Below are 13497 nucleotides of genomic sequence, written 5' to 3'. Positions count from 1 at the left end.
GAGTCGGTGACCGGGCCAGCCTAGTCCGAACCGGAAGTTACCGACGGGTATGTCTGAAGTGTCGGAGTTCGGTGCCGATATGCCGTGATGTGAGTGGGTTCCGGGACATCCGGGTGGGAACGCGGCTCCTCGCCAGCGGCGTGGTCACGATGGTGCTGGTGCTCGGCGTCGCCACGCTCGGCTACATCGTCACACTGAGCCAGCGGGACAAGGCCGCCGCGGCCGCCGACGCCCAGCGGGCGGTCGGCGCGGCGCTGCAGGTCAAGTTCCGCAGCGCGGACCTCAACGGCTGGCAGACGGCCTACGCGTTCGACGTCGCCCGCGAGGGCCCCGCCGCCGCCACCGACTCGTCCGGCAGCCGCAAGGCGTTCCTGGACTCGGCGGCCGCGTTCGAGCGGGAGCTCGGTTCGCTCGACGCGTGGCGTACCGACGCCATCATCAACGAACAGATCACCCTGATGCGTCAGACGTTCGCCGACTTCATGAAGGTCGACCAGCAGATCGTCGCGCTCTACCGGTCGGGCACCGCGCAGGACCGCGCCGCGGCGGACAAGCTCATCCTCGGGGCCGAGATCGACCTCTTCACCCGGATCGCCAAGGCCGGCGACGACGCGGTCGCGGAGGCACGGGCACAGGCGCGGCGCAGCAACGAGCGGCTCGACGACGCCGGAGCGACCGCCCGCCGGTGGATCCTCACCATCAGCGCCCTCGCCCTGGCGCTGACCGCCGCCAGCCTGTGGCTGCTGCGCTCGTCGATCCTGCCGCCGCTGCGGGCCGTCGCGTCGGTCCTCGCCGCGGTGGCCGACGGCGACCTCACCCGCACGGCCGTCGTGCGCGGCCGCGACGAGTTCGGCGAGATGGCCGCCGGGCTCAACCGCGCCAACGAACGCACCCGCGGCGTGGTCACCGCGATCTCCGAGCACTCCCGCGCGGTGGCCGCCAGCGCCGAGGAACTGTCCGCGACGACCCAGCAGATCGCGGCCGCGGCCGTGGAGGCGGGCACCCAGTCCGACCTCGTCGCCGGGTCCGCGGAGGAGGTGTCGCACAACGTGCAGACCGTCGCGGCCGGCGCGGAGCAGATGAACATGTCGGTCCGCGAGATCGCCAGCAACGCCGGCCAGGCCGCGAGCGTCTCCAGCACCGCCGTCGACTCCGCCCGCGCCGCCACCGGCACCGTCAACGCGCTCGGCGCCGCCTCCAACGAGATCAACGCCGTGCTGAAGGTCATCACCGCGATCGCCGAGCAGACCAACCTCCTCGCCCTGAACGCCACGATCGAGGCGGCCCGCGCGGGCGCGGCGGGCAAGGGCTTCGCCGTGGTCGCCGCCGAGGTCAAGGACCTCGCGGAGGAGACGGCACGGGCGACCGGTGACATCGCCGGCCGCATCCAGGCCATCCAGGGCGGCGTCACCGACGCCACCTCGGCGATCGCCGCGATCGCCGAGGTGATCGACCAGGTCAACAGCTACCAGCAGACGATCGCCACCGCCGTCGAGCAGCAGACCAGCACCACCGCCGAGATCGGCCGCAACATCACCGAGGCGGCCGAGGGCGCCAGCGTCATCGCGAGCAACATCAGCAGCATCGCCATCGCCGCCAACGAGACCAGCCGCGGCGTGACGGATGTCCGCACCGCCACCCACGACCTGGCCCGGCTCGCCTCCGAGCTGCAGTCGCTGGCCGGCCAGTTCCGCGTCTGACGGCTCGCGCCTCAGGCGATGGACATCGACCCGGTCGTCCCGGTGACCTGCCAGCCGTCGCCGCTCTGGTACTGCACGACGTAGGTCAGCCAGGTCGCGCCGAGGCAGGCGACGAACCCGTTGACGCCGACCGTCACCCGTCGCGCGTCCCCGACCGGCGGGCCCAGCGTGATCAGGATCGCGTCGTCCTTGACCCGCGCGCAGCTCTCCTTGTGCTCGAGCACGGTCTCGCGGTCGGCGACGAACACGACCTTCGTCGCCGGCGCCAGCGCCTCGGCGATCCGCTGCTGCGTCGCGGCCGGGATCGGCGCGCCGCCGGCCTGCTTCCCGCTCGGGTCGGCGGCGTCGCCGAACGTGTGGTCCATGACGTACACCGTCGGGAACGCCCGCTCGGGGAACGAGTTCTCCGACGGCGTGCCGAGATACCGCCGCAGCACCTGCACCGCGATGTCGCCTGCCGGTGTCCCTGCTTGCGTCGTGGCGGGCGCCCCCGCCACGAGATCCGGCGGCACCTGCCGGGCGCAGCCCGCCGCCACCACCAGAAGTCCGAGCACCGCCCCCATGACCTGCCTGCTGCTCCTCATGCCGTTCTGACGGCTCGTCGCCGTCGGTGGTTCCCGCCGGTTCAGTACGGGTTGCCGGTCCCCGGCAGCCGGCCCCGGAGCAGGCCGCCGGTGCGACCCGGAAGCAGGCGGCCGGCGGACATCGGCGGGCTCTTCGTGTGCGCCCTGGCCGCCATGCCGTCGACGAGCTCGCGCAGCGCCGCGACCGCGTCGACCGACGGGTGCCAGCCGAGCTCGGTGGTGGCCCGCTCGCTCGACATCAGCGGCGCGCTCAACGCCAGCTGCACCCAGCCCGCGTCGACGGGTTGCAGGCGCAGCCACCAGGAGAGCGCGGCGCCGCCCCGCAGCAGCACGCCCGGCACCGGCACCGTCCGGCCGTGGAAGTGCTCGGCGGCGACCCGCGGGGTCAGGACCGGGTCCGTCGCGAGGTTGAACGCGCCGCGCACGTCCGAGGTGAGCGCCCGCGCGTACGCGTCGGCGACGTCGTCGGCGTGGACCGCCTGCAGCCGCAGCCGCGGGTTGTCCGGCACGATCGGCAGCCGGCCGAAGCGCAGCAGGCGGGTCGGTGCGAGCGGGCCGAGGAAGTACCGGGCGATCTCGGTGCCGGCGTCCCGCTGGAAGATCAGGCCGGGCCGCACCCGCACGATCCGCAGCCACGGGTCGGTGCGCTCGACGGTGTCGAGCATGCCTTCGACGACGACCTTGTCCCGGCTGTACGACGATGCCGCCACCCCGGTCTTCGGCCAGTCCTCGCCGACGAGGCGGTCCTTCGGCCCGGGCGCGTAGACGCCGACGGACGAGGCGACGACGAGCGCCGGCACGCCCGCCCGGACGGCGGCGCCGATGACGGCCCGGCTGCCGTCGACGTTGGTGCGGCGCAGCACCTGGCGGTCGTGGCTCGGCTGGATCTGCCAGGCGAGGTGCACGACCGCGTCGGCGTTGGCGAACACCGGCTCGAGCCGGTGGGTGGCGCCCTTCGCGCCGACGTCGCACTGGTACCAGTCGACGCCGGTGTACGGTGCGCCAGCAGCCGGCCCCGGCAGCCGGCGGGCCACGCCAGCGAGGTCGTGCGTGCCGTCCTGGTGCAGGCGGCGCAGCAGCGCGGTCCCGGCGTTGCCGGTGGCGCCGACGATGACGATGCGCATGCCGTGCTCCCCCTGTCGAAGTGCCGCCTCCGTTTACGGCCGGGTCGCCTCCAGCAGGCCGCCGCGGACCCGGGTGCGCAGCAGGACCTGGTCGGAGCCCGCCGGCCCGTGCACGGCGTGCCCGTCGGCGAGCGCGAACACGCTGCCGTGCCACGGGCACTGGACGCACACCTGCCCGTCGACGTCGACGGTGCGACCATCGGTCAACGGGCCGCCCCGGTGCGCGCACTCGCCCACCATCACGCTGAAGCGGTCGCTCTCCCGGTACACGAGCACGGTCGTGTCGCCGAACGCCCTCGTGCCGACCTTCCGGTCCGCGAAGCTGTCGACGGAGTCGACGGTTTGCCAGTCCCGCGGTACACGAGGCAGCGCCGCAGCCGCGTGGTTGACCCCGGCCGCCTGGGCGAACGCCAGGTGCCCGCCGAGATACGCGCTCGTCCCGGCGACGCCCAGCCCCGCGAACGACAGCGCCCGCCCGCGCCGGTGGTCGCCGCGCAGTCGCGCCACGATCGACGCGGTGAACAGGCCGACCGCGACGGTGTTCGCGGCCGCGTGCACCAGCGCGACCCGGCGCTGCTCCCGCGACAGGGTGCCGAAGTCGGCGGCGCCGGTCGCGACCGACGGCAGCGTCCCGGCTGTGCCGGCGACGAGCAGCGCGGTCGCGGCGGGCTCGGTGCCGGGCAGCAGGTCGAGCACGGCCGCGCTCATCCACGCGCCGACCGGGAGCTGCACCATCGCCGGGTGCGCCGGATGCCCCAGCTGCCGCCCGTGCAGTGCCTCGCCGACCCGCCCCTTGCCCACCGTGGCGAGCACGACCCGCCGGACGGCGTCACCGATCCGGTCGAGCCAACGGGCGTTCTCCAGCCTGGCCAGCACACGCATGCGGGTCCCATGCCCGGCACGGGTCCGCCGAAACACCGGGCCCGTGCAAGGATCGACGGATGCCGAAGCTGCCCGGGATGCCCGAGGCGCTGCGGGTGCGGGACTTCAGGCTGCTGTGGACGGGCCGGTTCGTCAGCCTGCTCGGCAGCTGGCTGCTGACCGTCGCTGTCCCCGCGCACGTCCTGCAGATCACCGGCTCGCTCATGGCCACCGGTCTCACCCTCGCCGCGGAATACCTGCCGGTGCTGCTGCTCGGGCCGCTCGCCGGGGTGCTCAGCGACCGCTGGGACCGCCGCCGGGTCATGCTCACCACCGACGTGGTCCGCGCCGCGGCGGTCGCCACGATGCTCCTCGCCGACTCCCCCGGCACCGTGTGGATCGTCTACGCCGCCCTCGCCGCCGAGAGCACCGGCTCGGTCCTGTTCCGCCCGGCCGCACAGGCGTACACACCCGCCGTCGTCGGCACCGGCACCCGCCTCAGCAGCGCCAACGCGCTCACCGCCGGCACCGACGGCGTCGTCCGGCTCGTCGGCGCCCCGCTCGGCGCCGTCCTGCTCCTGGCCTACGGCTTCCCCGTGCTCATCTGGGCCGACGTCGCCACCTACCTGTGCTCGGCCGTGGCCATCTTCCTCACCACCCGCCGCCCCGGCGCGCAGGCGTCCCGGACGACGGTCGCGGCGATCCGCGAGGAGCTGCGGCACGGCCTGCGCACCATCCGCGGCGACCGGATGACCCGGTGGCTGCTGGTCGTCAGCACGCTCTTCACCCTCGCCAACGGCTCCCTCAGCGCCCTGCTCGTCCCGCTCGGTGTCACCGAGCTCGGCGGCCCCCGCCAGGCCGGCCTGGTCGTCTCCGCGCTCGGGGCCGGGTTCCTGCTCGGCGCCCCGCTCATCAGGCTGCTGGTCGACCGGGTCCAGCCGCGGCACCTGTACGCGCTGAGCCTGCTCTGCACCGCCGCCGGATTCCTCGCGCTGTTCACCGCCGACGGCCTGCCCGTCGCGCTGCCCGCCGCCGTCGGCATCGGCGTCTCCGGCTCGATGACCTGGGCGGTGCCACAGACCACGGTGCAGCGCACCCTCCCCAACGCCGTCCTCGGCCGGGTGAGCGCCGTCTTCCTCAGCGGCGAGGCCCTCGCCACGCTGATCGGCGCGGTCGCCGGCCCGGCGCTCGCCCAGGCCGCCGGCCTCACCACGCTGGCCGTCCTCGCCAGCACCGTCACCGTCGCCACCGCCGCGCTCGCCCTGCTGCTCCTGCCGAGGTTGCCCGCCCTGATGCCGGCGTCCTGAAGTTCGGTGCCGGCCTCGTGAGGTTTGGTGCCGGCCTCCTGAGACGGCACGCGCCCCGCTGCCGACCTCGGGCCGGTGCAGGGCGCGGGGGTGTCTTCGCCGTCAGGCGGTCATCGCGTCGAGCGCCTTCTTCAGCGCCTTCGGCTGGGTCGGCTTCTTCGGCGCGCTGGGCCGAAGCTCCTCCATGCGGGCGCCGATCTCCTGCAGCTGGTTGCGACCGAGGCCCGCCCGGACCTTCGGGAACCACTCCTGCTCCTCCTCGTCGATGTGGTGCGTCACGCTCTCGATGAGCACCGTCACCTTCGCGTCGAAGTGCTCGTCGTCCGGGCTCATCGTGGCGAGCTCGAAGCACAGCACGTCCGCGACGTGATGCTCCTCGTACGACTCCAGCACGTCGTCCTCGACGTCCGGCAGCAGCTTGCGGACCTCCGGGTACATGACCTCGTTCTCGAGGTACGTGTGGACGGTCAGCTCCTCCAGGATCTTGCCGACGATCTCGGCCTTGCGCCGCTTCGCCGCGTCCCCCACCGACTGGAACTCCTTGAAGAGCCGCTTGACGGTCTTGTGGTCCTCTTTGAGCACAACGATCGCGTCGGTCGACACGAGTCCCTCCAAACGTGGACATACCTGGTTAACGCTGTTATAGCTACCCTTCTTTGCACTTCCGCAAACGACCCCGGGACCGGCCCACCGACGCCACGAGCAGCTTCCGGACCACGAGGATCGCCGCCGCGGCCGCGAGCGGCTGCCAGTCCGTCCCGACGGAGAGCCGCAGCATCCCGCCCGCGAGCCAGAAGTCCAGCGCCACCCCCAGCGCGCCCCGCAGGTCCCGCCCGAGCGCGAACGTCACCCACCCCGCAACCACCCCCGCCGCGACGCACCCCAGCGCCGCGTACTCCACCAGCACCCGCATCACGGCGCGGCCGCGTCCTTCCCCCGGGCGAGTTCCTCCCGCTCCTCCTTGATCTCGCGGCCGAGGAAGTAGTTCAGCCCCGTCCGGATCGCCGCGACGGCGGCAAGCTCCCCGATCTCCCGCAGCGTCGGAGCGATCGCCGTCCGCAGGATGTCCCCGGCGAGCTGAAACTCCAGCCCCAACGCCAGAAACCTCCCCAGCCCCAGCCTGACCTGCGTGAACCCCTCGACCCGCCGAGTCCGCACGGCCACCACCACGAACCGCGCGAACGCCACCACCGCCCCGACGAAGATGACCACCGCGCCGGCCGCCTCAACCACCCGCACCATCAGGTCGACCACACCCGACAGCCCCGCCTCGCCGAACTCCAGCTCCACCCGCCCCTTCTGCCCACCCCACCGCCACACAACCACCGCCGCCCACCAGCCCACGCCCCAGCGGACACGCCCGACATCTCAACCCAGACAGCGCCCAGCGGACCCGACCACGGGAACACAACCGGACAGCGCCCCCTGCGGACACGGGCAAGGAACACCGCCTGGCAACGCGGCTCGGGCACCGACCCTGCGAACACGACCCACGACCCACGACCCACGGCGGGCGGCGGGCGGCGGGCGGCGGGCGGCGGGCGGCGGGGCAAGGAACACCGCCCGGCAACTCGGCGCGGCACCGACCTGCGGACACGACCCGCGGCACTGTCGGCGGGCGCGGGCCCAAGGCAGGTCCCGGCGGACACGTGCGGACACGGTCCAGCCAGGACACGCCCTGGACGACGCCGCGACGCTGCCCACCGGCACCGGCCGCGGGCACCGGCCGCGGACACCGGCCGCCGACACGGGCCGCCGACACGGGCCGGACGGCGGCGCGGTGGCGGAGGGGGTCAGAGGCGGCGCAGGACGCTGACGACGCGGCCGAGGATGGTGGCCTCGTCGCCCGGGATGATGTCGTACGCAGGGTTGCGGGGCATGAGGTCGACATGACCGTCGTCGCGGCGGCGGTAGACCTTGACGGTGGCCTCGCCGTCGATCATCGCGGCGACGATGTCCCCGTTGTCGGCGACCGGCTGACGGCGGACCACGACGAAGTCGCCGTCGCAGATGGCGGCCTCGATCATCGAGTCGCCCTTGACCCGGAGGGCGAACAGGCTGCCGTGGCCGACGAGCGAGGACGGCAGGGTCAGCTCGTCGTCGGCCTGCTCCTCGGCGAGGATCGGCTGACCGGCGGCGATCGCACCGAGCACCGGCACGCTGACCCCGGCGTCACGGTGGATGGTGCCCGACGCGCCGTGGGCACCGGCCCGCCCGCCGGATCTGGCCCGGATCTGGCTCCCAGTCCGGACGTCGGTCACGTCGTCAACTTGGCCGCCCTCGGCACGATTGTCGCTCCGGGTCCCGGATCGGAGGGCATCCGCCACCCCGGCCCAGGGCCCGAGCCGAACGTCAGCGCCACTACCCCTGCGGCGCCCCCTGGCCCCGTCATCACCACGAGCACCGAACCGCACGTCACCCGCGAGCCCGGCCCAAGGACCGAGCCGGACGTCAGCACCACCGTCACCACGGCCCGCCCCAGCGCGGCCGTCGACACCCGGCCCGACCCCGCCTGCGGCACCGGAGCCAGCGCCAGGCTGAGCGTCGCCCGACTCAGCGCGCACGCCCTCCCTGGCGTCCATCGCCCGGGGCCAGCGGCCGTCGCGGCGCAGATAACCGAGGCGCTCCAGCGACTTGAGATGGTGCGACACCGACGACGTCGAGACCAGGCCGACGGCCGCGCCGATCTCGCGCACCGTAGGCGGATAGCCGTGCTCCTCGACCCAGCCGCGGATCACGGTCAGAACGCGCTGCTGCCGGTCACTGAGTCCACTGTCCACCATGCGATCACCATACGCCAATATTCGATCACCTGTACGAGAATCACCCTACCGGCGGGGTGCGACAAAAAGGCTCTGGACCGATCGGCCGATGGGGCCGTGCTGGTCGTGCAGGGCGGTGTCGGCGAGGCCGATGCCAGCGGGGTCGATGGAGGTGGCCGAGCGCAGGCACACCCACTCCCCGATCGGGTGCCGCAGCAGATGTACGGTCAGGTCGGCGTTGACGAAGAGGAAGCTGCGCAGCTCCAGCTCGTTGCTGATCCCGTTGCCCGAGTCGGCGGCGACCAGGACGCGGGTCAGCGGGCTGGGCTCCTCACCGTCCACAAGGGACTCGTTCATGCGCAGCCAGGCGGTCGCCGGGCCGCGTTCCAGGAACGAGCCCTCGGAGAAGCGGAAGTCCATCGCCGTGTGGTAGCCGACGTCGTGGGTCGTCGGGTAGAGCGGCTTGACGGTGGCGCCGTCGAGGTGGACGGTCGGGGGCGGGACCGCGGCGGGCACCACGTCCGCCCCCGCGCGGATCAGCAGCGCGGTGCAGCGCATGTACGGCTCGATCGCCGCCTCGACGAGCGCGACACTGCGCCCCTGCCTGACGATCCGCGCATCCACGGACAGTTCCGCGATGGGGACCGGCTTGGCGATCTCGAAGGTCAGCCGGGCGACCCGCATGCCGGGCGGCGCAACCTGCTCCACCGCCCGGCCGAGCAGCGCCGCCGGCGGCCCGGCGTGCTGCGATCCCGCGTCCCACGGCCCCCGCGTGTGTGCTGTCGAAGCGAACCGGCCGGAGCCCAGCGGAAGGTAGAACGCCATCGGGACATCGTAGATCGACGCCGGCCGACAGCCCGCCAGCGGCGCGGCCGCACGGGGCTCACTCGCTCCGGGCGGTCTCCGGGCCGGTGATGCGCCGCAGCAGCGGGAACGTCGCGGCGATGATGGCCAGGGACATCAGCAGCGCACCGGCGACGATCGCGGCGTAGGTCGGTGACGGCGGGTGCAGCGTGTAGTCCATCTGCGCCTTCAGGAACAGTTGCGCGCCCAGCAGCCCGGCCCCGATCGCGAGGGCGGCGGCGGCCAGCAACGGCACCGCGCTCTCCAGGGCGACGACCCGTCGCAGCACCGCCAGCGGTACACCCGTGAGCCGCAGCAGGCTGAAGGGCCGTTTGCGATCGGTGAGACCGGCGATGACGGCGACCGCGAGGCTGCACCCGGCGATCGGCAGGCTCGCGAAGATGATGACCGCCGCGAGCTGCTCGAAGCCGGCGAGCTGCGAGTTCTGGTCCTCGGCGCGGTCCCGTTCGGTGATCGGCTGGATCCGCAGGTCGGGGAACGCGCGCTCCAGCGTGGTGCGGGCGCGCTCCAGGGTGGCCGTGGCGCCGTCGGTGCCGGTGACGACTGCCTCCACGGGCAGCTCGGCCAGCTGCGCCTCGGTCAACGGTGCCGCCGGCCAGACGATGCCGGCGCCGTGCGTGGTGCGCCACCCCAGCAGGTCCTCGTAGACCCAGGCGACCGTCGCCCCGTCGGCGCAGCGGCCGTATTCGGGCGCCCGGGCGAGGTCGGCGCACAGGGCCAGGCCGGCGTAGTCGCCGTCGCGCTCGGGGTTGCCCCGCACGACCGTGACGGAACGGACCCCGGGCTGGGCCATCAGGGAGGCGATGACCGGCGCTGGGATGCTCTGCGGTCCACGTTCGAACATCGTGACCAGCGTGGCGGCGGAGAGCGCGTCGACGTGCCGGCCGCGCTCCTCGGTCAGGGTGTGGATGATGCCGACGGACGTGGTGGTGACGAAGAGGCCGATGACGACGCCGCTGATCGCCCGGAAGGCGGCCGACGGGTTGTCGCTCAGGCGACGGGCGGCGATGAGGGTCGCGGGCCGCTGCGCCCGGCGGGCGAGCACCCGGGCGCCGACCATCGTCAGCCACGGCCCGGCGATCACCAGGCCGACCATGATGAGCAGCAGCCCGGGCAGGAAGACCGCGACCTGCTTGTTGGAGCTGTCCGGCACCCGGCCGATGAAGAACGCGAGCTCGCCGATGCCGAGCAGCAGCGGGAGCAGGCGGAACCAGCGGGGCGGCTTCGGCGTGACACGCCGCACGACGCCGAGCGGGGAGATGCGGACCCGGCGCAGCGCCACCCGGGCGGCGACCGCGGCGGCGACGGGCACACCGACCGCGACGGCCACGGCCATCAGCGGGCCGAGGGTCACGTCGTCGGGCTGGAACGGCAGGCCGGTGAACGGGATTCCGGCGACCTGCTCGCGCAGCGCGAGGTACAGCGCGAACCCGGCGGCGGTGCCGAGCAGCGCCGCGACGGTCGACTCGACGGCGGCGACGACGGAGATCTGCCGGGGCGTGCCGCCGATGAGGCGCATCGCGGCGAAGCGCTGCTCCCGCCGGGCGGCGCTGAGCCGGGTCGCGGTGCCGATGAAGATGAGCACCGGGAAGAGCAGCCCGCCGGCGACGACGGACAGGATCAGGTCGAGCGCGGCGACGGGCACGCCCATCGCATCGGTGGGGAACGCGCTGACGCGGCGCGCGTTGTACAGCTGCGAGACGAACTCCGGGGTGCCGCCGACGACGATGCTGAGTGTGTCGGGCGAGGGCAGCGCGGCGTCGCCGATGAACCCCGCCCGGCGGCCCGGGAAACGGTCGCCGAGCTGGTCCGTGGGGGTCGCGTCGATCAGGTCGGCGAGAGCCGGCGAGACGAAGTACTCTCCCGGCCCCGGCAGGCGCGGCAGCCCCCGGGGAACGGGCGCACCGGCGGCGAGCGCGGCGACGTCGATCCTGGTGATGCTCTGCCCGTCGTAGTACTCGCCGTTCCGCTCGGCCCACCACAGCGGGCCGCCGTCGGACGGGGTGTGCGCGCCGAGGGCGGCCAGCCTGGTGACCTGCCCGTTGACCGCGTTGACGCCGGCGAGGGTGCTCAGCAGCAGCCACACGCCGAGCGCGACCGCGCCGGCCATGACGGCGAGCCTGATCGCGGCCTCGCGCCCGCTCGCGAGGGTGAGGCGCAGCCCGAACCGGATCACGACGCGCTCCTGGCGAGGGCGTGGACGCGGCCGTCGCGGACGACGACCTGGCGGTCGGCGTACGCCGCGACGCGGGCCTCGTGGGTGACGAGGACGACGGTCGTGCCCTGCGCCCGGGCGGAGTCGACCATGAGGTCCATGACCTGCTCTCCGGTGAGCGAGTCGAGGGAGCCCGTCGGCTCGTCGGCGAACAGGACGCGGGGCTTGGCGACCAGCGCCCGGGCGAGGGCGATGCGCTGCGCCTGGCCGCCGGACAGCTCGCCGGAGCGGCGCTGCTCGAGGCCGTCCAGGCCGAGCCGGGCGAACCAGGGCCGGGCCTGCGCGACGGCGTCGGCGCGGCGGGCGCCGCCGAGCAGCAGCGGCAGGGCGATGTTGTCCTCGGCGGTCAGCTCCGGCACGAGCTGGCCGAACTGGAACACGAATCCGAACCGGTCGCGGCGCAGGGTGCTGCGGCGGGTCTCGTCGAGCCGGTCGATGCGGGCGCCGTCGAAGTGGATCTCGCCCTCGTCGGGGACGAGGATGCCGGCGAGGCAGTGCAGCAGCGTCGACTTGCCGGAGCCGCTGGGGCCCATCACGGCGACGATCTCGCCCTCCTCGACGGTGAGGGTGGCGCCGCGCAGCGCCGGCGTCTGCCCGAACGACAACCGGACGTCCCTGGCCTCAATCATCGACGGACCTCTTTCGTGAGTGCGTCGAGACGAGCCACCGTCGTCTCGATCCAGTGCAGGTCGGCCTCGAGGTGGTACAGGCCGTGGTCGGCGAGCATCGCGTCGACGAGGTTGCCGGCGCGCTTGATCTCGGTCAGCTGCTGCATGCGGCGCAGGTGGGCGCTGCGCTGCATGTCCAGGTAGTCCTCGGCGGAGCGGCCCAGCATGAGCGACAGCACGACCTTGGCGAACAGCACCGTCTGCAGGTGCGGCTCGGGCTCGACGGGCTCGGCGAGCCACGCGTCGACCTCGGTGGCGCCGGCGTCGGTGATGACATACCGCTTCCGGTCGGGCCCCTCCCCCGGCTCGACGTCGCTGATGACGACCTTGCCGTCGCGGGCGAGGCGGCCGAGGGTCGCGTAGACCTGCCCGAACGACAGCGGCTTGCCGCGGCCGAAGAAGGTGTCGTAGTCGCGCTTGAGGTCATAGCCGTGGCTGGGCTCGCGCTCCAGGAGCCCGAGCAGCGTGAGGGGAACGCTCATGCCGATCACCATACGCCGAGAGTATACGCCGCGTATATACCCTCAGCGTAGGTCTCGAAAGATTGCGGACCGTAGCTGGCCGTATCCGATCCGTCATGGCGCGGTTGGCCTGGGTAGGGCGGCACAACTGAACGGGGATCAGCTTTGGACACGAACTACGCGCGGGTGTTCCAGCACACCGGCGCGGTCGACAAGTACGAGCACGTCACCTACGCACCCGGCAGCTACGCGTCACGGATCAACGAGCGGCAGCGAGCGTACCTGCGGGCCCTCGTCCGGCGGTCGTTCCCGAACCAGCGACCGAACCAGCGACCGAACCAGCGACCGGACCAGCGACCGGTCCAGCACGACTTCGCCTGCGGCACCGGCCGGGCGATCCGCAGCCTGCACGGGCTCGTCCGGGAGGCTCACGGCTACGACACGTCCACCGACATGCTCGCCAAGGCCGCCGAGGTCGGCACCCGGGCGCGGCTGCACGCGATCCCGGCCGACGGCCCCGTGCCGCAGCCCGCACCGGCGGACGGACCGGCGCTCGTCACCGTGTTCCGGCTGCTGCTCAACGTCGACGACACCGTCCGCGACCGGGCCCTCGCGTTCGCGGCCAAGGCCCTGCCCGACCCCGGCGCCGGGCTGCTCGTCATCGAGAACCACGGCAACGCCAACTCGCTGCGGCACCTGCGGGCGCACCGGCTGCGGGGGCAGCGGTGGTTCGCCGAGCTGTCGCACGACGACGTCGACCGGTTGCTGGCCAGGCACGGGTTCGAGACCGTGGAGCGGCGCGGCTTCTCGATGCTGACCCAGGGTTGGTACGAGCGGCGCGGGCTCGACCGGATCGCGCGGGGCGTCGACTCGGCGGCGAGCGTGCTGCCCGGCACCGACCGGTACGCGGTGAACGTCGTCTACGTGGCGCGCCGCCTGCCCCGCTGAGCC

General features: G+C 73.4%; 13 protein-coding genes and 2 pseudogenes. 3 read left to right on the top strand and 12 right to left on the bottom strand.

What is annotated here, in order from left to right; translation table 11 throughout:
• The first annotated feature begins 113 nt into the window (after positions 1-113).
• Positions 114-1700 carry a methyl-accepting chemotaxis protein gene (locus tag ABZ321_RS17135; RefSeq protein WP_354891998.1) on the top strand — a complete coding sequence of 529 codons (1587 nt, stop codon included), beginning with the start codon at positions 114-116 and terminating at the stop codon, positions 1698-1700.
• 11 nt (positions 1701-1711) lie between these two features.
• Here ABZ321_RS17135 and ABZ321_RS17130 read toward each other — a convergent pair whose 3' ends face one another.
• From ABZ321_RS17130 to ABZ321_RS17120, 3 genes are read right to left on the bottom strand one after another with little or no spacing between them, the layout of a single operon-like run.
• A complete protein-coding gene (locus tag ABZ321_RS17130) occupies positions 1712-2284 on the bottom strand; it encodes a hypothetical protein (RefSeq protein WP_344510633.1) in 573 nt (190 codons plus the stop codon).
• Between the two features lie 41 nt (positions 2285-2325).
• Positions 2326-3408, bottom strand: coding sequence for an NAD-dependent epimerase/dehydratase family protein (locus ABZ321_RS17125; RefSeq protein WP_344510636.1), 1083 nt, complete (start codon positions 3406-3408; stop codon positions 2326-2328).
• Between the two features lie 33 nt (positions 3409-3441).
• The gene (locus ABZ321_RS17120; RefSeq protein WP_354891994.1) at positions 3442-4290 is read right to left on the bottom strand and encodes a Rieske 2Fe-2S domain-containing protein; all 849 of its coding nucleotides are present in this window, start codon (positions 4288-4290) and stop codon (positions 3442-3444) included.
• 59 nt (positions 4291-4349) lie between these two features.
• Between ABZ321_RS17120 and ABZ321_RS17115 the strand changes: the two genes are divergently transcribed.
• Positions 4350-5576, top strand: coding sequence for an MFS transporter (locus tag ABZ321_RS17115; protein ID WP_354891991.1), 1227 nt, complete (start codon positions 4350-4352; stop codon positions 5574-5576).
• 102 nt (positions 5577-5678) lie between these two features.
• Here the strand turns inward: ABZ321_RS17115 and ABZ321_RS17110 are convergent, their stop codons facing one another.
• From ABZ321_RS17110 to ABZ321_RS17070, 9 genes and pseudogenes are all read right to left on the bottom strand, one after another.
• Positions 5679-6179, bottom strand: a complete 501-nt coding sequence (locus ABZ321_RS17110; RefSeq protein ID WP_344510642.1) for a hemerythrin domain-containing protein — start codon at positions 6177-6179, stop codon at positions 5679-5681.
• 43 nt (positions 6180-6222) lie between these two features.
• Positions 6223-6492: a hypothetical protein gene (locus ABZ321_RS17105; RefSeq protein WP_344510644.1), complete on the bottom strand. Its 270-nt coding sequence runs from the start codon at positions 6490-6492 to the stop codon at positions 6223-6225.
• Positions 6489-6818: a DUF1622 domain-containing protein gene (locus tag ABZ321_RS17100; RefSeq protein WP_354892202.1), complete on the bottom strand. Its 330-nt coding sequence runs from the start codon at positions 6816-6818 to the stop codon at positions 6489-6491. Before ABZ321_RS17100 ends, ABZ321_RS17105 begins: the two co-directional genes overlap by 4 nt.
• A gap of 551 nt (positions 6819-7369) precedes the next feature.
• Positions 7370-7735: pseudogene (lexA, locus tag ABZ321_RS17095) on the bottom strand (transcriptional repressor LexA); the annotation flags it as partial.
• Between the two features lie 411 nt (positions 7736-8146).
• Positions 8147-8359, bottom strand: a pseudogene (locus ABZ321_RS17090) (helix-turn-helix domain-containing protein); the annotation flags it as partial.
• Between the two features lie 45 nt (positions 8360-8404).
• Positions 8405-9163, bottom strand: a complete 759-nt coding sequence (locus ABZ321_RS17085) for a thioesterase family protein (protein WP_354891988.1) — start codon at positions 9161-9163, stop codon at positions 8405-8407.
• A 58-nt stretch (positions 9164-9221) separates the two neighbouring features.
• Positions 9222-11378 carry an FtsX-like permease family protein gene (locus tag ABZ321_RS17080; protein ID WP_354891985.1) on the bottom strand — a complete coding sequence of 719 codons (2157 nt, stop codon included), beginning with the start codon at positions 11376-11378 and terminating at the stop codon, positions 9222-9224.
• On the bottom strand, positions 11375-12046 hold the full coding sequence (locus ABZ321_RS17075) for an ABC transporter ATP-binding protein (RefSeq protein WP_344510647.1): 672 nt from the start codon (positions 12044-12046) through the stop codon (positions 11375-11377). Before ABZ321_RS17075 ends, ABZ321_RS17080 begins: the two co-directional genes overlap by 4 nt.
• Positions 12043-12567, bottom strand: a complete 525-nt coding sequence (locus ABZ321_RS17070) for a PadR family transcriptional regulator (RefSeq protein ID WP_344510649.1) — start codon at positions 12565-12567, stop codon at positions 12043-12045. The genes ABZ321_RS17075 and ABZ321_RS17070 overlap by 4 nt, the downstream gene beginning before the upstream one ends.
• 144 nt (positions 12568-12711) lie before the next feature.
• Here ABZ321_RS17070 and ABZ321_RS17065 point away from each other — a divergent pair, with 144 nt between their 5' ends.
• Positions 12712-13494 (top strand): class I SAM-dependent methyltransferase, encoded by a 783-nt coding sequence (locus ABZ321_RS17065; protein ID WP_354891982.1) that lies wholly within the window; start codon positions 12712-12714, stop codon positions 13492-13494.
• Positions 13495-13497: the final 3 nt, after the last annotated feature.

The sequence above is a fragment of the Dactylosporangium sp. NPDC006015 genome (assembly GCF_040614215.1).
In the GTDB taxonomy this organism is placed as follows: Bacteria; Actinomycetota; Actinomycetes; order Mycobacteriales; family Micromonosporaceae; genus Dactylosporangium; species Dactylosporangium maewongense.
This window is presented reverse-complemented; position numbering and strand designations above follow the sequence as displayed.